The organism is Paenibacillus sp. 598K (genome assembly GCF_003851045.1).
Lineage (GTDB): Bacteria > Bacillota > Bacilli > Paenibacillales > Paenibacillaceae > Paenibacillus_D.
On the sequence record NZ_BFBX01000003.1, the window covers coordinates 102,961 to 121,905 of the forward strand.

Below are 18,945 nucleotides of genomic sequence, written 5' to 3' on the forward strand. Positions count from 1 at the left end.
AGCCGCAGCAGCCGATGATTCGGGATCGCTATCTTGAGGTGTTCCGCATGCACGAGCAGGGCAAATCGATCGAAGCGATCGCCCGCAAGGCCGGCCTGAACAAGGGAGAGGTCCAGTTGATCCTCCAGCTTTCCAGACAGGAGGAGCGCCATCGTGTTTAGAAATCGATCCTATATGCTGGGGCTCGGCACCGGCATTATCCTCGGCTGTCTGCTGCTCGTGCTTATGCAGGCGGCCGAGCAGGGCGAGGAGCGGCTGTTGGGCTTCGAGGATAGCGGCGGGACGCCTGCGGCCCAGGAGGGCAAGCAGTATACGGAGGAAGCGCTGCAGGCGCTGCTCGCGGAGGAGGCGGAGCGGGTAAGGGCCGAGCTGGCGGAGCAGGCCACCGCTGTGCACGAGCTGGAGACGGCGGAGGGAGCTGCGAAGGCGGAAGAGGAGGCTGTTGCGGATGCGAAGCCGCTGCAGCGCGTCGTCCGGATCCAGAGCGGCACGACGCTGCAGAAGACAGCGGGCATCCTGGAAGATTACGGCCTGATCGACAACCGTCTGCAGTTTATGGCACGGATGAAGGAAGCGGGCGCCAAAATTCGACGGGGCACCTTTTATTTTGAAGGCATGCCGGACGAGGACGAAGTGATGCAGATCATTACGGGCCCGCCGATCACGCTGGATTGACAGGATCGGGCGGATCGTGGTTTGCTAGCGGATTTGCAGCGCATCTGCGGTTGCACAGGCTTTGGAGATATGGTATAGTAATTGACGGTGTTAAAAACACACGCTTGTCAATTTTGCCAAGGGTGCTTGCTTATGGAAGCGAGTCTTGTCAAAAGATGCGACGGGCGGAGGACACAAATAAAACCATGTACAGGAGGTGTTGTGAAAATGGCGGTTATTTCCATGAAGCAGCTGCTTGAGGCTGGGGTACACTTCGGTCACCAGACACGTCGTTGGAACCCGAAAATGGATCGTTATATTTTCACAGAAAGAAACGGTATCTACATCATTGACCTGCAAAAAACGGTCAAAAAAGTTGAGGAAGCGTACAACTTCGTTCGCTCCATCGCGGAAGAAGGCGGCAGCATCCTGTTCGTCGGCACGAAGAAGCAAGCTCAGGATTCCGTTAAGGAAGAAGCGGAGCGTTGCGGCAACTTCTACATCAACCAGCGTTGGCTGGGCGGTACGCTGACTAACTATCAGACGATCCAAAAACGGATCGACCGTCTGAAGCAGCTCGAGAAATGGGAAGAGGACGGCACGTTCGAAGTGCTGCCGAAAAAAGAAGTTATCATTCTCCGCAAGGAGAAAGAGCGTCTGGATAAATTCCTGGGCGGCATCAAAGGCATGAGAGGCCTGCCAAGCGCGCTGTTCATCATCGATCCGCGCAAAGAGCGCATCGCAGTTGCCGAAGCTCGCAAGCTGGGCATCCCAATCGTCGGTATCGTCGATACGAACTGTGATCCGGACGAGATCGATTACGTGATTCCGGGCAATGACGACGCGATCCGCGCAGTCAAGCTGCTCACGTCGAAGATGGCAGATGCGATCGTTGAAGCCAACCAAGGCGAGCAAACGACTGCATAATTAACGCCGATAACGTTCTAGAATATAAAGAACACACAGAAGGGTGGTCAGAAGCTGTATAGCCTCTCACCATCCTTTTTTTGAAATGAAGATCCACTGCGGTTCATCCCAGGCATTACATATTCCGAAGATTAACAGGAGGGTTATTCCTATGGCAGTTAGTGCAAGTGCGGTAAAAGAGTTGCGTGAAAGAACAGGCGCGGGAATGCTGGATTGCAAAAAAGCGCTGGACGAAACGGGCGGCGACATCCAAAAAGCATCCGAGCTGTTGAGAGAAAAAGGTCTGGCAGCGGCCGCTAACAAAGCGGGCCGCGCAGCGACTGAAGGTCTGGTCGAGTCTTACATCCATGGTGCCGGACGCGTCGGCGTACTGGTCGAAGTGAACTGCGAGACAGACTTCGTAGCTAAAACAGATCAATTCCGCACATTCGTCAGAGACATCGCGATGCAGATCGCAGCTGCCAACCCGAAGTACGTGCGTCGTGAAGAAGTAGCTGCCGACGAGCTGGAGAAGGAGCGCGAGATCCTGCGTGCCCAAGCGCTCAACGAAGGCAAGCCGGCTCACATCGTCGACAAAATGGTCGACGGCCGCATCAGCAAGTACTATGAAGAGCATTGCCTGCTCGAGCAAGCCTTCATCAAAGATCCGGACAAAACAATCTCCGTCCTGCTGAACGAAAAAATCAGCGCGATCGGCGAAAATATCTCGATCCGTCGCTTTGCTCGCTTCGAGCTGGGCGAAGGTCTGGAGAAAAAAGAAGATAACTTCGTAGAAGAAGTTATGGCGCAAGCAAAACTGTAAACCGAACGCAATTGGCGGAGCGGCTCGTCCGCCCCGCCAACTTCTTATACGCGGCGCGGCAAGCGCGTCTAGGGACAGGATAGATCAACCTCTTGGTAAGAGGTGCAAGATGGAGGTTATAGCGTGGAACAGCCCGTGTACAAACGTATAGTATTGAAAGTTAGCGGTGAATCGCTGTCTGGTCAAAATGGGTACGGCATCGAGGCCTCGATGATCGCATCGATCGCTGAACAGGTCAAGGAAGTCGTCGATATGAAGGTAGAGGTTGCCATCGTTGTCGGCGGCGGCAACATCTGGCGGGGCATCGCCGGAACGGAGAAAGGCATCGATCGCGCAACGGCGGATTATATGGGCATGCTGGCGACGGTCATGAACTCGCTGGCGTTGCAGGATGCGCTTGAGCAGATTGATGTGCCTACGCGCGTGCAGACCTCGATCGCGATGCAGCAAATTGCCGAGCCTTACATTCGCAGACGTGCGATTCGGCATTTGGAGAAGGGTCGGGTCGTTATTTTTGCAGCCGGTACGGGCAATCCGTTCTTCTCGACCGATACGACTGCAGCGCTGCGCGCAGCCGAGATCGAGGCCGAGGTCATCCTTATGGCTAAGAACAAGGTCAACGGCGTCTACTCTGCGGATCCGTTCAAGGACGAGACGGCAGAGCTGTTCGAGCAACTGACCTATCTGGATGTGCTGAACCGCAACCTGGGAGTCATGGATTCCACGTCAACCTCTCTCTGTATGGACAATAATATCCCGCTCGTTGTCTTCTCGATCACCGAGAGCGGCAATATCAAGCGTGTCGTGTTAGGCGAGAAGATCGGCACTATTGTGAAAGGAAGCGTGAATTAAGATGCCACAATCGATCAAATCGAATGCGGAAGAGCGTATGGACAAAGCAATAGGAGCACTGAAGCGCGAGCTTGCGACCCTGCGTGCAGGGAGAGCGGCGCCAGCGCTGCTCGATCGCGTGCAGGTGGAGTATTATGGAGCGATGACGCCTGTTACTCAGCTGGCCAATGTGAACACGCCGGACCCCCGCACCTTACTTATCCAGCCGTGGGACAAAACGTCGCTGGGCGCGATTGAAAAAGCGATTCTCAAGTCGGATCTGGGCTTGACGCCTTCCAACGACGGCAACATGATTCGAATCAGCATCCCGATGCTGACGGAGGAGCGCCGGGCCGAACTGGTCAAAACGATGAAAAAAATCGGCGAAGAGGCGAAGGTTGCGATCCGCAACATCCGTCGCGATGCCAACGACGACATCAAAAAGCTGGAAAAGGGCGAGATTTCGGAAGACGAATCGCGTGGACATCAAGCCGACATCCAGAAAACAACGGACCAATTTGTGGCCGAGGTCGACAAATTGCTGGCCGCCAAAGAAAAAGAAATTATGGAAGTGTAATAGCTGCTTAGCCCGCCCCTCCGACAGGTGGGGTTTGTTGTACTTATTGGGGTTTCTGCCGGGCGCTTGCGCCGACGCTTGACGGTCTCACGTCCCATTAGGGAGGAAAGTTACATGATGGAACGAGTGAAGAGCTGGTTCATAAAGCCTGCTAAGCCCGTAGAGGCTGCTCTCAAAGCGGACAATATTCCGCAGCATGTCGCTGTCATTATGGATGGCAATGGCCGGTGGGCAAAGGAACGCGGACTGCCAAGAATGGCTGGCCATCACTCCGGCATGAAGGCGGTAAAACGGATTACGATGGCTGCAGATCGACTTGGCATACGTTATCTGACCTTATACGCCTTCTCTACGGAGAACTGGAAACGGCCGAAGGCCGAAGTCGATTTTCTGATGAAGCTGCCACAGGAGTTTCTCTCGATCGAACTGGACGATCTGATCAAAAACAATGTGCAAGTAAAAATGATGGGCTACCGTGAAAGTCTGCCCGATTATACGCTGGGCGCAGTGGAAGAAGCGATCGCCAAGACGGCTGGCAACACCGGTCTCGTCCTTAATTTTGCTCTTAATTACGGCAGTCGTAAAGAAATGGTCGATGCGGTGCGCGAGATTGCGATCGATGTTCGCGAAGGCAAACTGGCTCCAGAGGCCATCGACGACGCGCTCTTCAGCGAACGATTGCTCTCCTGCGAGCTGCCGGACCCGGATCTGCTGATCCGGACAAGCGGAGAGCTCCGGATCAGCAATTTTATGCTCTGGCAGATGGCTTACAGCGAGCTGTGGTTCACCGATGTGTACTGGCCGGAGTTCACGGACGAGCATTTTTACGAGGCGATTCGAGAATACCAGCGGCGCGCTCGCCGATATGGCGGCGTATAGCCTTTATTGGAGTGAACTGACGTTGAGACAACGCATCCTGACGGGCGTCGTAGCTGGCGCCTTGTTTGTCGGCCTCGCCATCGTTGGCGGCTGGGCTTATATGGCGATGATCCTGCTCTTGGCGGTGATCGGCTACGCCGAGTTCGCGCGCATGATCGGCTACGCCTGGCATCATCCGGCCGCGCTAGCCGGCTTTGCTGGCTTGCTGCTGCTCGTCTTCCCCTGGTCCCAGGCAGGCTTGTCCGCCCCGGACCCGCTGGTCTCGCTATGGCTGCTAATGTTTGTGCTGCTTAGCATCACAGTCGTAACGCGCAATCGGGTAGCTGTAGATCAGGCGGCGCTATTGCTGCTCGGCAGCTTGTACATAGGAATAGGCTTCTCCGCGATGATTGCCGTTCGCGAGCTGGAGCCGCATGGCCTGTTTTATACCGCGCTCGCATTCGGCTGCATCTGGTCCTCCGATATCGGCGCTTATTTCACTGGTCGAGCCTTCGGCAAGCATAAGCTGTGGCCCGCTATCAGTCCCAACAAGACAATCGAAGGCGCGCTTGGCGGCATCCTGCTGGCAGTTGCGGTCGCGCTCGTGTGCGCGCTCGCCGCTCCCGCGTGGATCGGACTCGGCAAGGCGTTGCTCATCGGACTGATAGCGGCCGTCGCCGGTCAGCTGGGGGATCTGATCCAGTCGGCCTACAAGCGAGTCAAAGGGATCAAGGATACCGGCAATCTGTTGCCCGGTCACGGCGGTGTGCTGGATCGATGCGACAGCTGGCTGATCGTATTCCCGATCCTGACCTTGACAGGCTTGCTATAGACGAATAGGGGGCACTATGAAGAAAATTACGATCTTGGGGTCCACCGGCTCCATCGGTACGCAGACGCTGGACGTCATCGCTAGCCATCCCGATCAATTCGAGGTCGTCAGCCTGGCCGCCGGGGCCAACGTCGAACTGCTCGTCGAGCAGGCGCGGCGGTTCCGTCCGCGCGCCGTATCGCTGGCGACCAAGGAGGCTGCAGAACAGGCAGCCGGCCTGCTGCCTGCGGAGATCCGGGTGCTGCACGGTGAGGAATCGCTGAGCGAGCTGGCGGCCGACCCTGCATCGGATTATGTCGTAACGGCGATGGTCGGTAGCCGAGGCTTGCGTTCGACGCTGGCTGCCATCGATGCCGGCAAGACGATTGGTCTGGCCAACAAGGAGACGCTTGTCACCGCCGGACATCTCGTCATGAAACGAGCAGCCGAACGCGGCGTCCGCATCCTGCCGGTGGACAGCGAGCATTCCGCCATCTTCCAATGCTTGAATGGCGAGTCCTTACGCGATGTGAACAAGCTGATCATCACCGCCTCCGGCGGTTCTTTCCGCGATCGGACGCGCGCTGAGCTAGAGGGCGTCACGATCGAACAGGCGCTTAGCCACCCGAATTGGTCGATGGGAGCGAAGATTACGATCGATTCCGCGACGATGGTGAACAAGGGTCTGGAGGTGATCGAGGCGCATTGGCTTTTCGATATGCCTTATGATCGGATCGAAGTGCTGGTCCATCCCGAGAGCATCATTCATTCGATGGTCGAATTTGCGGATTACAGCACGATCGCCCAACTGGGCTGGCCGGATATGCGGGTGCCGATTCAATATGCGCTCACCTACCCGGATCGGCTGCCAACGCCCACCAAGCCGTTTAATCTGGCGGAGCTCGGCAAGCTGCACTTCCGCGAGATGGACTATGAGCGCTTCCCGTGTCTGGCTATGGCCTTCGAGAGCGGACGGGCTGGCGGCTCGGCACCAACGGTGTATAATGCGGCCAATGAAGTAGCGGTAGCGCGTTTCCTCGCCGGGGAGATCGCCTTCCTGGATATCGAGCGGACGATCGCCGCTGTCCTCGAACGTCATGCCGTACAGCAACTCCCCGACCTGGAGACGATCGAGGAGATCGATCGCTGGGCCAGACGGTCCGCTGCCGACTGCATCTAATGGTTCTCTTGTAACCTCCGGGAGAATAATGATAATCTAGGTACAGGCCATTACGAACAGGAGGCTTTACAAGGTGGAAATGGTGCAGACCGTCTTATTGGTTGTGCTTGTGTTTTTTGTTATCGTGTCGATCCATGAATGGGGACATTTCTTCTTCGCCAAACGCGCGGGCATCCTCGTGCGGGAGTTCGCCATCGGCTTCGGGCCGAAGCTGTTCTCCGTCAAGAAAGGCGAGACTCGATATACGCTGCGTCTGATCCCGGCGGGCGGCTTCGTGCGGATGGCCGGGGAGGACCCGGAGATCGTCGAGGTGCAGCCCGGCCAGACGATCGCCGTACGCCTCGCAGGCGATCAGGTGACGCGTATCTATCTGGACCGTCTAGAGGAGCGTACCGATGTCATTCGCGGTGAGGTCGAGACAATCGATCTGGAGCGCTCGCTTGAGATCGTCATGGATGTCGAGGGCGTGCGCGAGTCGTACAAGGTTCATCCGCAGGCCTTTATGGTCAGCAAAGGACGCGACACGCAGATCGCGCCGCTGGATCGCCAGTTCGGCAGCAAGACGGTCGGCCAGCGTGCGCTGGCGATCTTCGCTGGTCCGTTCATGAACTTCGTCCTGGCGTTCGTGCTGTTCATGGTGTACATCCAGATGGTCGGCGTGCCGATCGATCCGCCGGACAAGGTGATGATCGGCCAGATTATCGAGGGCCGTCCCGCCGCAGACGCCAATCTGGAGGTCGGCGACGAGATCCAGAGCATCAACGGCGAGGCGATCGGCGGCGACTATGAACGGATGATCGCTCTGATCGGCGCTTCGGCTGACAAGCTGATGCAATGGACCGTCCTGCGAGACGGCCAGCCGATCAACGTCGAGATTACGCCGATCCTCGATCCCGAGGCAGGCGAGGGCAAGGTCGGCATCTCGCCGTCGTTCCCGATGCGCTCGGCGTCGGTGGGCGAGACGATCAGCTATGCCGGTAAAGCGATGAAGAACATGACCGAGCTCATCTTGCAGGGACTGAAGAAGCTGGTGCTCGGAGATTTTGTACTCGATGATCTGGGCGGTCCGGTACGGACGGCGGAAGTGACCGGGCAGATTGCAAAGCAAGGCATTGCGCAACTGACCTCCTGGACCGCGATCTTAAGTCTCTACCTGGGCATCTTCAACCTGCTGCCGTTTCCGGCGCTGGATGGAAGCCGACTGATCTTTATTGGTCTGGAGGCGGTCAGGGGACGTCCGATCGATCCGAACCGCGAGAGCATGGTCCATTTCATCGGCTTTGCGATGCTGATGCTGCTTATGCTTGCGGTCACCTACAACGATATTTTGAGATTGGTCAGGGGATAGCTGTGGCGTCCCCTTCTTTTTAAGCATTGGCTCGCACGTTCATTACAAAGGTGGAGGCTACTCATGGCAAAAGATAAGCAATTTGTTACCGAAATTACGCCGCAAAGCGAGGATTTCTCCCGCTGGTATATCGATGTCATCAAGAAAGCAGAGCTGATGGACTACTCGCCTGTGCGCGGCTGTATCGTATTCCGTCCCGAAGGCTATGAGCTGTGGGAGAACATCCAGCGGGAGCTGGACAGCCGCTTCAAGGCAACCGGGCACCGCAACGCATACTTCCCGATCTTCATCCCCGAGAGCTTCTTCCAGAAGGAAAAGGAGCATGTCGAGGGTTTTAATCCGGAACTGCCGTGGGTAACCGAAGCGGCGGGCGAGAAACTTGAGGAGCGACTGGCGATCCGACCGACCTCGGAGACGATGTTTGGACATATGTACGCCAAATGGATCCAGTCCTATCGCGATCTGCCGTTGCTCATCAACCAGTGGGCGAACGTCGTCCGTTGGGAGAAGCGGACGCTGCCGTTCCTGCGGACGAGCGAATTCCTCTGGCAGGAGGGCCACACCGCGCATGAGAACGAAGAGGAAGCGCGCGCCGAGACGATGCAGATGCTGGAGATCTATCGCGACTTCGTCGAGTCGTTCCTGGCTATTCCGGTCGTCGTCGGCCAGAAGACACCGTCCGAGCGGTTTGCCGGCGCGGTTGACACGTACTCGATCGAAGCGATGATGAAGGACGGCCGAGCGGTGCAGGCAGGCACGTCCCATTACCTCGGCACCAAGTTCGCTGTGGCATTTGATATCAAGTTCCTCGATCGCGACAACAATCTGCAGCATGCCCATACGACATCATGGGGCGTCAGCACGCGGCTGATCGGCGCGATGATCATGGTGCATGGCGACGATCGCGGTCTGGCATTGCCGCCGAAGGTCGCGCCGACCCAGGCTGTGATGATCCCGATCGGTCCGGCCAAGACGCGTGACGCTGTAGTCGCGCGGGTGGACGAGCTATACGCCGAGCTGAAAAAAGCCGGCGTCCGCGTCCGTGTCGACGACCGTACGGATGTGTCGCCGGGCTGGAAGTTCAACGAATACGAGATGCGCGGCATCCCGCTGCGGATCGAGCTCGGACCGCGCGACATGGAGAATGGCCAGATCGTGCTCGTCTCGCGGATCAGCGGCGAGAAGCGGATTATCGCCCAGGATACGCTCGTCGAGGAAGTCGGCCGCATGCTGGAGCAGATCCATCAGGAGATGTATGAGCGGGCACTCAACTTCCGCGATAACAACTTCAAGGCCGTCGATACGCTCGACGAGATGAAGGCGTTTATGGAAGAACGCCGCGGCTTCGTCGAGGCTGGATGGTGCGGGTCCGAGGCGTGCGAGCGCCAGGTGAAGGAAGAGACCGGCGCCACCAGCCGCAACATTCCGTTCGAGCCGCGCGAGCGCAAGCACAGCTGTCTCGTATGCGGCGACGCCGCCACCGAGACCGTCGTTTTTGCGAGAGCTTATTAGGATTTGAATGTGAGTAAGGGGGGGAATGAACATTTCACAAGCAAAGCGCGAGCGGTTTGTGCTGTTGATGCAGCAGGCCGGGCTTACGGAGGCGTTCATCGACACCTATTTCCGGGACGGCCGCATCGAGCAGGTGCGGGTCAGTCCCAATAATCGAGCGTGGACGTTTTGCCTGAGCAAAACGTCTTTGGTGCCTTCGGAAGCCTGGGCCGGCTTCACACAGAAAGTCAAGGACAAGTTCAGTCACATCGCCGAGGTGCGGTTCGTCCTGCAGTACGACGAGAGCGTACCCTTCGGCGAGGTGATGGCCGAGTATTGGCCCTTCTTCGTCCAGTGGGCGCAGCAGGAGCTGCCGTCGGTGAACGGCTGGCTCGGACGCGCGGATATCCGCAGCGACGGCGATCTGCTCACTGTGACGCTGCAGAACGAGACGGCGTTAGAGATGGCCCGCAAAAAAAAGCTGGATGAAGAGGCAGTTCGTTTCTTTGAACGCCACTTTGGCCGTGCGGGACGGCTCAAGCTGGTCGCCGGAGAGATCAAGGCGGAGGAGCAGGAGCTGTTCCGGCAGCGGCTCGAGCAGGAGGAGCGGGATATCATCGAGCAGATGATGGCCAGCGCCCCAAGCGAGATGCCGCTGGAGGAGGAAGGCGATGTTCGGCTCGTCGTCGGCTACGACATCAAGGAACCGCCGGTGCCGATCATGCAGATCATCGAGGAAGAGAAGAAGATTACGGTGCAGGGTACGGTGTTTGGCCTCGATCGCAAGGAGCTGCGCAATGGCAGTACGCTGTTCACCTTTAATCTGACGGACTTCTCGGATTCGATCGCCATGAAAATGTTTGCCAAGACCAAAGAGGATGTCAAGGTGTTAAGCCAACTGGCTAACGGCAAATGGATTAAGGCGCGCGGGCGCGTCGAATATGATCGGTTTATGCAGGAGCCGGAGCTCGTCATGATGCCCAATGATCTGCATGAGGTGAAGGCGCCGGCAGATCGGACGGACAAGGCGGAGCAGAAGCGGGTCGAGTTCCACCTCCACACGACGCTGAGCACGATGGACGCCGTGACGCCGATCGATGCTTATGTCAAGACGGCGGCGCGTTGGGGTCATCCGGCGATCGCCGTCACCGATCACAGCAATGTGCAATGTTATCCCGATGCGGTCAAGGCGGCCAAAAAGCACGGCGTCAAGGTGCTGTTCGGCCTTGAGGCCAACGTCGTCAACGACGCGGTGCCAATGGTGCTGGAGCCGCGCGAGGAATCGCTGGCGGATGCCGTCTATGTCGTCTTCGATATCGAGACGACGGGTCTGTCGGTTATTAACAACCGGATCATCGAGCTGGCGGGCGTGAAGATGCAGGACGGCAAGGAGATCGATCGCTTCTCGACCTTTATCAACCCGCATGAGAAAATCCCATACCATATCCAGCAGCTGACCAACATTAACGACGAGATGGTCAAGGATGCGCCAGAGCTAGAGCCGATGCTGCGACAGTTTCTGGAGTTCGTCGGCGATGCTGTGCTGGTCGCTCATAATGCTCGCTTCGATATCGGCTTCCTCCAAGCCTCCTGCAAAAATCTGGGGCTGCCGGAGATTAAAAATCCGGTGCTGGACACGCTGGAGCTGGCACGCTTCCTGCATCCGTCAATGAAAAATCATCGGCTCAACACATTGTCCGACAAATACAAGGTCAGCCTCGACAACCATCACCGCGCCGTTGATGACTCGGTGGCGCTGGGCGGCGTGTTGTTCGGGTTGATCAAGGATGCGGCAGACCGCAATATAACCGGACTTCATCAATTAAATGATTATGTCGGCTTGGATCTCTCCAATGCAAGGCCGTTCCACTGCCTGATCTTCGCGATCAATGCAGCAGGCAAAAAAAATCTGTTCAAGCTGATCTCGATGTCGCATACGGAGCATTTCAAGCGGGTGCCGACGATTCCGAAAAGCAAGCTGGTGACGATGCGGGAAGGACTGCTGGTCATCTCCGGCTGCGAGAAGGGCGAGTTTTTTGAGACAGTGCTCAACAAGACTGTCGAGGAAGCCGAAGAGGTGGCGCGTTTCTATGACGTACTGGAGATCCAGCCGATCACCTTCTACATGCATCTCGTCGACAAGGGGCTGGTCGGAAGCCGCGCCGAGGTGGAGCAAGCGTTGCGCCGGGTCGTCGAGATCGGCGAGAAGCTGGAGAAGCCGGTCATCGCGACAGGCAATGTCCATTACTTGAATCCGAAGGACAAAATGTTCCGCGACATTACGATCCACGGTATCACGGGCTTTAGCCCGCTGAAGGATCAGAACAAGCCGGACGCCCACTTCCGGACGACCGACGAGATGCTGGAGGAATTCAAGTTCCTCGGCGAACAAAAAGCGTATGAGGTCGTCGTCGAGAACACCGTAGCGCTCGCCGAACGCTTCGAGCCGTTCGATATGTTCCCGAAGGAGCTGTTCACGCCGATCATCGAGGGGGCCGAGGAGGAGATCCGCAACACCTGCTACGATACGGCCAAATCGCTGTACGGCGAACCGCTGCCCGAGGTCGTTGTCGAGCGGCTGGAGAAGGAGCTAAAGCCGATCATCGGCTATGGCTTCTCCGCTAACTATCTGATCTCCGAGCGGCTGGTGAAGAAGTCTAATGCCGACGGCTATCTGGTCGGCTCGAGGGGGTCCGTCGGGTCCTCAGTCGTCGCCACCTTCCTTGGCATCTCCGAGGTTAACCCGTTGCCGGCCCATTATATGTGCCGCAACAGCGAGTGCAAGTATAGTGAATGGTTCCTCGATGGCAGCGTCCCGAGCGGCTTCGACTTGCCGGACAAGCTCTGTCCGAAGTGCGGCAAGCCGATGAAGGGCGAGGGTCAGGACATCCCGTTCGAGACGTTCCTGGGCTTCAAGGGCGACAAGGTGCCCGATATCGACCTTAACTTCTCGGGCGAATACCAGCCGCATGCACATAACTATACGAAGGTGCTGTTCAGCGAGAAATGCGTCTTCCGGGCGGGCACGATCGGCACCGTGGCGGAGAAGACGGCTTACGGCTTCGCCAAGAAATACGAGGAGCATGTAGGCAAAAAATGGCGGGGCGCCGAGCTGAACCGACTCGCCAGCGGCTGTACCGGCGTCAAACGCAGCACGGGTCAGCATCCCGGCGGCATCGTCGTCGTCCCGGATTACATGGAGGTCGAGGATATCACGCCGGTGCAGTACCCGGCTGACGATACGAGCGCCGAGTGGAAGACGACGCACTTCGACTATCATGCCTTCGACGCCAACCTGCTGAAGCTCGATATCCTCGGACACGATGATCCGACGATGATGCGGATGCTGCAGGATCTGACGGGCGTCGATCCGACGACGATTCCGATGAATGATCCGAAGGTAATGAGCCTGTTCAACTCGACGAATGCGCTCGGCGTCACGCCGGAGCAGATCAAGTCGCCGGTGGCGACGTACGGGGTGCCGGAGATGGGCACCAAGTTCGTCCGCCAGATGCTCGAGGAGACGCAGCCGTCGACCTTCGCCGACTTGCTGCAGATCTCGGGGCTGTCCCACGGCACCGGCGTCTGGCTCGGCAACGCGCAGGAGCTGATCAAGAATAACACCTGTTCGATCAAGACGGTCATCGGCTGTCGCGACGACATTATGCTCTACCTGATCTACAAAGCGGGCATGGACGCCTCGCTCGCCTTCAAGATTACCGAGAGCGTGCGTAAGGGCAAGGGGCTGACGCCGGAGTGGATCGACGAGATGAAGGCGTGCAAGGTGCCGCAATGGTACATCGATTCCTGTCTGAAGATCGAGTACATGTTCCCGAAGGCGCACGCGGCTGCCTATGTTATCTCGGCGGTGCGCACGGCCTACTTCAAGCTGTATCATCCGATAGCTTTTTATGCGACTTACTTTTCGGTCCGGGCCGAGGACTTCGATCTGGAGCTGCTCTGTCAGGGCTACGACGCCATCAAGCGCAAGCTGATCGAGATCGAGGCCAAGGGCTTCCAGGCGCTGCCGAAGGAAAAGGCGATGATCTCGATTCTCGAGATGGCGTTAGAGATGACGGCGCGCGGCTTTTCATTCAAGCCGATCGACCTGTACCGCTCCGACGCTACCCGCTTTATCGTCGACGGCGACTCGCTCATCCCGCCGTTCGCGGCGATCGGGGGCATCGGGGACAACGCTGCCCGCAACATCGCCGGGGCTCGCGATCATGGCGACTTCCTGTCGGTGGAGGATTTCCAGCAGAAAGCCAAAGTCGGCAAAACGATCGTCGAGGTATTGGCGTCGATGGGCTGCTTCCGAGGCTTGCCGGAGTCCAATCAGCTGTCGCTCTTCTAGTGCTGGCAAGGCCTCATCCGGGGACTCCCCTTGTCACTGTGACAGGGTTATGGTATAATTTTTCTGGTAATCCTGATGATATCGGTATTCGCGTAAAGAGTGGGGCAACCCACTCTTTAGCTTTTGTCCACACCAATTTCGGCAAGACAACCGGGAGGTTACAACGTTTGAGCAGATCCAACATTAAAGCCGTTATCGAGTCCATGGTTGCCCCGTATCTCGAATCCGGGGGTTTCGAGCTGGTCGATATTGAGTATGTCAAGGAAGGCAGTAACTGGTTTCTCCGTATTTTCGTCGATAAGGAAGGCGGCATCGATATCGACGAATGCGGCGTCATCAGCGAATATATAAGCGAGCAGCTCGACAAGGAGGATCCGATTAAGGAAGCTTACTTCCTTGAGGTATCCTCGCCCGGCGCAGAGCGCCCGCTCAAAAAGGCCGAAGATGTCCGCAAGGCGGTCGGCAAGCATGTGTTCGTGACGACCTACGAGCCGATCGACAAGCGCAAGGAATTCGAGGGCAAGCTGGACGCCTTCGACGGGGAGCGCCTAGTTATCGAGATCGGCAAAAAGCAGGTAGAGATCCCTTATGCCAAGGTGGCAAGCGCCCGCCTGGCGATTGTTTTTTAATTGTCCACAAGGAGGAACTCATTTCAAATGAGCATGGATTTTATTGAAGCCCTGTCGGAGATCGAACGGGAAAAAGGTATCAATAAGGATGTCTTGCTGGAAGCGATCGAAGCGGCGCTGATTTCCAGCTACAAGCGCAACTTTAACAGCGCTCAAAACGTCAGGGTCGACATCAATCGCTTCACCGGCGTCATTAAGGTCTATGCGCGCAAGACCGTCGTGGACGATGTGCTGGATTCGCGTCTGGAGATTTCGGTGGAGGCCGCCCGCGAGATCAATCCGCACTACTCGCTCGACGATATTGCCGAGATCGAGGTTACGCCTCGCGACTTCGGTCGGATTGCCGCCCAGACGGCCAAGCAGGTCGTCACGCAGCGGATTCGCGAAGCGGAGCGCGGTCTCATTTACAATGCCTTTATAGACAAGGAAGAAGACATTGTAAACGGGATCGTCCAGCGTCAGGATACGCGCAATCTGTTCATCGATCTGGGCAAGGTTGAGGCGGTGCTGCCGCTGACCGAGCTGATGCCTAACGACAAGTTCAAGCACGGCGACCGCGTCAAGTCGTTCATCACCAAGGTGGAGAACACAACCAAGGGGCCGCAGATTATCCTCTCCCGTTCGCATCCCGGTCTGCTGAAGCGGCTGTTCGAGCTCGAGGTGCCGGAGATCTACGATGGTGTTGTGGAGATCCGCTCGGTCGCTCGCGAGGCGGGCTTCCGTTCGAAGATCGCCGTTCATTCCCGCAATGAGGAGGTCGATCCTGTCGGCTCCTGTGTCGGACCGAAGGGGATGCGCGTGCAGACGATCGTCACGGAGCTGAAGGGCGAGAAGATCGATATCGTCCGCTGGTCCGACAGCGTGGAGGAGTACGTCGCCAACGCGCTCAGTCCGTCCAAAGTCGTCGAGGTCATCGTCTTCGAGCAGGAGAAGATGGCTCGCGTCATCGTGCCGGATTATCAGCTCTCGCTGGCGATCGGCATCAAGGGACAGAATGCGAGGCTGGCGGCCAAGCTGACCGGCTGGAAGATCGACATCAAGAGCGAGACTCAGGCCGAGGAAGAATACGGGCGCCCGAAAACGCAGTCGGGTACGATGCATCAGGATTCGGTTTCGATCGACTGAGCCCTGGGCGCAGGAATTACGGATAGGCCAGGGGGTAGTGAGAAATGAAGCCGAGAAAAATACCGCTTCGCAAATGTATCGCTTGCCAGGAAATGATGCCCAAAAAGGAACTCATCCGTATCGTACGCACGCCGAGCGGCGACATCCAGATCGACCTGACGGGCAAAAAGCCCGGACGCGGTGCCTATCTGTGCGGCAAGGTGAGCTGCTTCCGGCTCGCGCAGAAGAGCAAGGCGCTCGAGCGTGCGCTTAAGCAACCGGTCGCTCCAGAGATCTACGAGCAGCTCGAACGGGATTTCATCGGGGTGCAGGATGAGTTCCTCGCCAGAGGGGAGCAATCCGATGACGACGAGGAATAAAGGGCTGTCGGCGCTTGGTATGGCGATGCGGGCCGGCAAGCTGATAACCGGGGAAGAGACGGTGCTGAAGGCTGTCCGCGCAGGGAAAGCCTGTCTCGTACTCGTCGCCGGCGACGCCTCCGACAACACGAAAAAGAAGTTCCGCGACAAATGCGCCTCCTACGGAGTTGCGATAGCTGAAGCTTATGATCGAGTCCAGATCGGCCAGGCAATCGGTAAGGAGATGAGAGTGCTGATTGCTGTCACCGACCAGGGATTTGCGAAGATGATCCAAAATCAACTGAGTGATCAAGCGGAGGTGGAGTATATTGACTAAACAAGACAACAAAGATAAACTGCGCGTGTATGAATATGCAAAATCGCTTAATATGAGCAGCAAAGAAATTATTACCATCCTGAAACGACTGAACTTGCCGGTCAATAATCATATGAGCGTGATGGAAAACGAAATGGTGCATAAAGTGGAAGGTTTCTTCCGCGATATCAAAGCCAATGCCGCAGCCAAACGCGCGCAAGAGGGCAGCGCATCCGTATCCTCGGCAACCCAGACGAAGTCGTCCGGCACACGTCAACCGAGTCAGGCCGTACAACCGCAAGGCAACAAAAATAAACCAGTGGAACGACAGGAGCCTATGAATAGTACTGAATCGAAAACCCAAAACCAAACGACATCTAATCAACCACGCAGTCAGTCCGGTCAAGGTCCAAGCCAGGGCGGCAATCGCCCGCAAGGCAACCGGAACGGCAATCAACAGCAACGTCCTCAAGGTCAAGGGGGCGGCAATCGGCAAGGCCAAGGTCAGGGCCAAGGCGGCAATCGTCCGGCTCAAGGCAGCCAGGGCGCTCGTCCCGGTGGCCAAGGCGCTCAGGGCGGCAACCGTCCGAGCGGTCCAAGCCAGGGCGGCAATCGCCCAAGCGGTCAAGGTCAGGGCGGAAACCGCCCCGGCGGTCAAGGTCAAGGCGGCAATCGCCCGTCGCAAGGCCAAGGCGGCGGCGCTTCGGCAGGTCGCGGCACTGCGCCGCGCTTCGATAACAATCGTCCATCCACGCAAGGACAGGGTGGTCAAGGCGGCGACCGTAACGCTTCGCGCGGCAAATCCCGCCCAGGCGGCGGTAGCGGTGGCGGCCAGCAGCGTCGCTTCGACGACAATCGCGGCGGCAATTTCCGCAGCGGTCGCGGGGGCAAAAACAACCGCGGACGCAACAATCAGCAAATGGAACGTCGCGAAAAAATCGACAATACGCCGAAGAAAATTATCGTCCGCGGCAACATGACGGTCGGCGACCTAGCGAAGCTGCTCCACAAGGACGCTTCGGAGGTTATCAAGAAGCTGCTGTTCCTCGGCGTCATGGCGACGATCAACCAGGAGCTCGATCTGGACGCGATCCATCTGGTCGCCGAAGAGTTCAAGGTTGAGGTCGAAGTGAAAATTCCGGTCGAAGAGGATCAGTTCGAAACGATCGAGGAAATCGACGACGAAGCCGATCTGGAGGCGCGCCCGCCGATTGTCACGATCATGGGTCACGTCGACCACGGCAAGACGACGTTGCTCGACGCGATTCGCTCTACAAACGTGACCGGCGGCGAAGCCGGCGGCATCACGCAGCATATCGGCGCTTATCAAGTCGAAGTCAACCACAAGAAAATTACTTTCCTGGATACGCCGGGTCACGAAGCGTTCACAACGATGCGTGCGCGCGGCGCCCAGGTAACCGATATTACGATCCTGGTCGTCGCCGCAGACGACGGCGTTATGCCGCAGACGGTTGAGGCCATCAACCATGCCAAGGCCGCAGGCGTGCCGATCATCGTCGCGGTCAACAAGATCGACAAGGAAGGCGCCAATCCGGAGAAGATCAAGCAGTCGCTCACCGAATACGAGCTCGTCCCCGAGGAGTGGGGCGGCGACACGATCTTCGTCGAGCTCTCGGCCAAGCAGCGCATCAATCTGGAAGGGCTACTGGAGATGATCTTGCTCGTGGCAGAGGTTAACGACTACAAGGCCAATCCGAACAAACGGGCGCGCGGCACCGTTCTCGAGGCGGAGCTGGACAAAGGTAAAGGCCCGATCGCCCGCATCCTGGTACAGCACGGCACGCTGAAGGTTGGCGATGCTTACGTTGCAGGCAACTGCTTTGGCCGGATCCGCGCCATGATCAACGACAAAGGACGCCGTCTGAAGGAAGCCGGTCCGTCCACTCCGGTGGAGATTACCGGTCTGACCGATGTGCCTCAGGCTGGCGATCCGTTCCTCGTGTTCGAGGACGAGCGCAAAGCGCGGGCCATCGCCGATCGGCGCGCGACGAAGCATCGTCAGTCCGAGCTCGTATCGAACACACGGGTGACGCTCGACGATCTGTATCAGCATATCAAGGACGGCGAGATCAAGGATCTGTACGTCATTATCAAGGCGGATACGCAAGGTTCGTTCGAGGCGCTCAAGGGCTCCCTTGAGAAAATCGAGATTGAGGGCGTGCGCGTCAAGATCATCCACAGTGGCGTCGGTGCGATCACCGAGTCGGACATTATTCTGGCTACAGCGTCCAACGCGATCGTCATCGGCTTCAACGTTCGTCCCGAGCCGCAAGCGAAGATCGCAGCCGAGCAAGAGAAGGTCGACGTGCGCCTGCACCGGATCATCTACAACATCATCGACGAGATCGAACAAGCGATGAAGGGCATGCTCGACCCGATCTACAAGGAAGTTGTGATCGGTCATGCCGAGGTCCGCAACCTGTTCAAAGTAAGCAAGGTTGGCACGATCGCCGGCTGTATGGTCACCTCCGGCAAGATGGCTCGCAACGCCGAGGCTCGCGTCGTACGCAGCGGCATCGTCGTCTTCGAGGGCAAGCTGGACTCGTTGAAGCGGTTCAAGGACGATGCCAAGGAAGTCGCGCAAGGCTACGAGTGTGGCATCACGCTGGATAATTACAATGATCTCAAGGAAGGCGACATCATCGAGGCCTTCATCATGGAAAGCGTAGAGAGGTGAGCCGTC

General features: G+C 57.5%; 16 protein-coding genes. All 16 read left to right on the forward strand.

Annotated features, from left to right (window positions below; translation table 11 throughout):
- The first annotated feature begins 153 nt into the window (after nt 1-153).
- The 16 genes from PA598K_RS01300 (at nt 154) to infB (ending at nt 18,939) form a co-directional block, all read left to right on the forward strand.
- Nucleotides 154-675 (forward strand): hypothetical protein, encoded by a 522-nt coding sequence (locus PA598K_RS01300; protein ID WP_128655101.1) that lies wholly within the window; start codon nt 154-156, stop codon nt 673-675.
- A gap of 207 nt (nt 676-882) precedes the next feature.
- Nucleotides 883-1,581, forward strand: coding sequence for a 30S ribosomal protein S2 (gene rpsB, locus PA598K_RS01305; RefSeq protein WP_020615255.1), 699 nt, complete (start codon nt 883-885; stop codon nt 1,579-1,581).
- A gap of 151 nt (nt 1,582-1,732) precedes the next feature.
- Nucleotides 1,733-2,383, forward strand: a complete 651-nt coding sequence (gene tsf, locus PA598K_RS01310; protein WP_128655102.1) for a translation elongation factor Ts — start codon at nt 1,733-1,735, stop codon at nt 2,381-2,383.
- A gap of 123 nt (nt 2,384-2,506) precedes the next feature.
- Nucleotides 2,507-3,235: a UMP kinase gene (pyrH, locus tag PA598K_RS01315; RefSeq protein WP_128655103.1), complete on the forward strand. Its 729-nt coding sequence runs from the start codon at nt 2,507-2,509 to the stop codon at nt 3,233-3,235.
- A 1-nt stretch (nt 3,236) separates the two neighbouring features.
- A complete protein-coding gene (gene frr, locus PA598K_RS01320) occupies nt 3,237-3,791 on the forward strand; it encodes a ribosome recycling factor (RefSeq protein WP_128655104.1) in 555 nt (184 codons plus the stop codon).
- A gap of 114 nt (nt 3,792-3,905) precedes the next feature.
- Nucleotides 3,906-4,670 carry an isoprenyl transferase gene (locus tag PA598K_RS01325; RefSeq protein ID WP_128655105.1) on the forward strand — a complete coding sequence of 255 codons (765 nt, stop codon included), beginning with the start codon at nt 3,906-3,908 and terminating at the stop codon, nt 4,668-4,670.
- A gap of 22 nt (nt 4,671-4,692) precedes the next feature.
- Nucleotides 4,693-5,481: a phosphatidate cytidylyltransferase gene (locus PA598K_RS01330; protein ID WP_185601408.1), complete on the forward strand. Its 789-nt coding sequence runs from the start codon at nt 4,693-4,695 to the stop codon at nt 5,479-5,481.
- A 16-nt stretch (nt 5,482-5,497) separates the two neighbouring features.
- A complete protein-coding gene (locus PA598K_RS01335) occupies nt 5,498-6,640 on the forward strand; it encodes a 1-deoxy-D-xylulose-5-phosphate reductoisomerase (protein ID WP_128655106.1) in 1,143 nt (380 codons plus the stop codon).
- Nucleotides 6,641-6,713: 73 nt separating this feature from the next.
- Nucleotides 6,714-7,988, forward strand: a complete 1,275-nt coding sequence (gene rseP, locus PA598K_RS01340) for an RIP metalloprotease RseP (RefSeq protein ID WP_128655107.1) — start codon at nt 6,714-6,716, stop codon at nt 7,986-7,988.
- Nucleotides 7,989-8,051: 63 nt separating this feature from the next.
- Nucleotides 8,052-9,500, forward strand: a complete 1,449-nt coding sequence (gene proS, locus PA598K_RS01345) for a proline--tRNA ligase (protein ID WP_128655108.1) — start codon at nt 8,052-8,054, stop codon at nt 9,498-9,500.
- Between the two features lie 25 nt (nt 9,501-9,525).
- Nucleotides 9,526-13,833: a PolC-type DNA polymerase III gene (locus PA598K_RS01350; RefSeq protein ID WP_128655109.1), complete on the forward strand. Its 4,308-nt coding sequence runs from the start codon at nt 9,526-9,528 to the stop codon at nt 13,831-13,833.
- 167 nt (nt 13,834-14,000) lie between these two features.
- Nucleotides 14,001-14,462: a ribosome maturation factor RimP gene (rimP, locus tag PA598K_RS01355; RefSeq protein WP_128655110.1), complete on the forward strand. Its 462-nt coding sequence runs from the start codon at nt 14,001-14,003 to the stop codon at nt 14,460-14,462.
- A gap of 27 nt (nt 14,463-14,489) precedes the next feature.
- Nucleotides 14,490-15,587: a transcription termination factor NusA gene (nusA, locus tag PA598K_RS01360; protein ID WP_128655111.1), complete on the forward strand. Its 1,098-nt coding sequence runs from the start codon at nt 14,490-14,492 to the stop codon at nt 15,585-15,587.
- Between the two features lie 44 nt (nt 15,588-15,631).
- Nucleotides 15,632-15,946 (forward strand): RNase P modulator RnpM, encoded by a 315-nt coding sequence (gene rnpM, locus PA598K_RS01365; RefSeq protein WP_128655112.1) that lies wholly within the window; start codon nt 15,632-15,634, stop codon nt 15,944-15,946.
- On the forward strand, nt 15,930-16,262 hold the full coding sequence (locus PA598K_RS01370; protein ID WP_128655113.1) for a L7Ae/L30e/S12e/Gadd45 family ribosomal protein: 333 nt from the start codon (nt 15,930-15,932) through the stop codon (nt 16,260-16,262). Before rnpM ends, PA598K_RS01370 begins: the two co-directional genes overlap by 17 nt.
- Complete coding sequence (gene infB, locus PA598K_RS01375) at nt 16,255-18,939, forward strand: translation initiation factor IF-2 (protein ID WP_128655114.1); 2,685 nt, start codon at nt 16,255-16,257, stop codon at nt 18,937-18,939. Before PA598K_RS01370 ends, infB begins: the two co-directional genes overlap by 8 nt.
- Nucleotides 18,940-18,945 lie beyond the last annotated feature (6 nt).

What these genes read in the sequence shown, in the direction of transcription:
- rpsB (WP_020615255.1), top strand. Translation starts at nt 883, where the DNA reads ATGGCGGTTATTTCCATGAAGCAGCTGCTTGAGGCTGGGGTACACTTC.
- tsf (WP_128655102.1), top strand. Translation starts at nt 1,733, where the DNA reads ATGGCAGTTAGTGCAAGTGCGGTAAAAGAGTTGCGTGAAAGAACAGGC.
- frr (WP_128655104.1), top strand. Translation starts at nt 3,237, where the DNA reads ATGCCACAATCGATCAAATCGAATGCGGAAGAGCGTATGGACAAAGCA.
- PA598K_RS01325 (WP_128655105.1), top strand. Translation starts at nt 3,906, where the DNA reads ATGATGGAACGAGTGAAGAGCTGGTTCATAAAGCCTGCTAAGCCCGTA.
- PA598K_RS01335 (WP_128655106.1), top strand. Translation starts at nt 5,498, where the DNA reads ATGAAGAAAATTACGATCTTGGGGTCCACCGGCTCCATCGGTACGCAG.
- proS (WP_128655108.1), top strand. Translation starts at nt 8,052, where the DNA reads ATGGCAAAAGATAAGCAATTTGTTACCGAAATTACGCCGCAAAGCGAG.
- PA598K_RS01350 (WP_128655109.1), top strand. Translation starts at nt 9,526, where the DNA reads ATGAACATTTCACAAGCAAAGCGCGAGCGGTTTGTGCTGTTGATGCAG.
- nusA (WP_128655111.1), top strand. Translation starts at nt 14,490, where the DNA reads ATGAGCATGGATTTTATTGAAGCCCTGTCGGAGATCGAACGGGAAAAA.
- rnpM (WP_128655112.1), top strand. Translation starts at nt 15,632, where the DNA reads ATGAAGCCGAGAAAAATACCGCTTCGCAAATGTATCGCTTGCCAGGAA.
- PA598K_RS01370 (WP_128655113.1), top strand. Translation starts at nt 15,930, where the DNA reads ATGACGACGAGGAATAAAGGGCTGTCGGCGCTTGGTATGGCGATGCGG.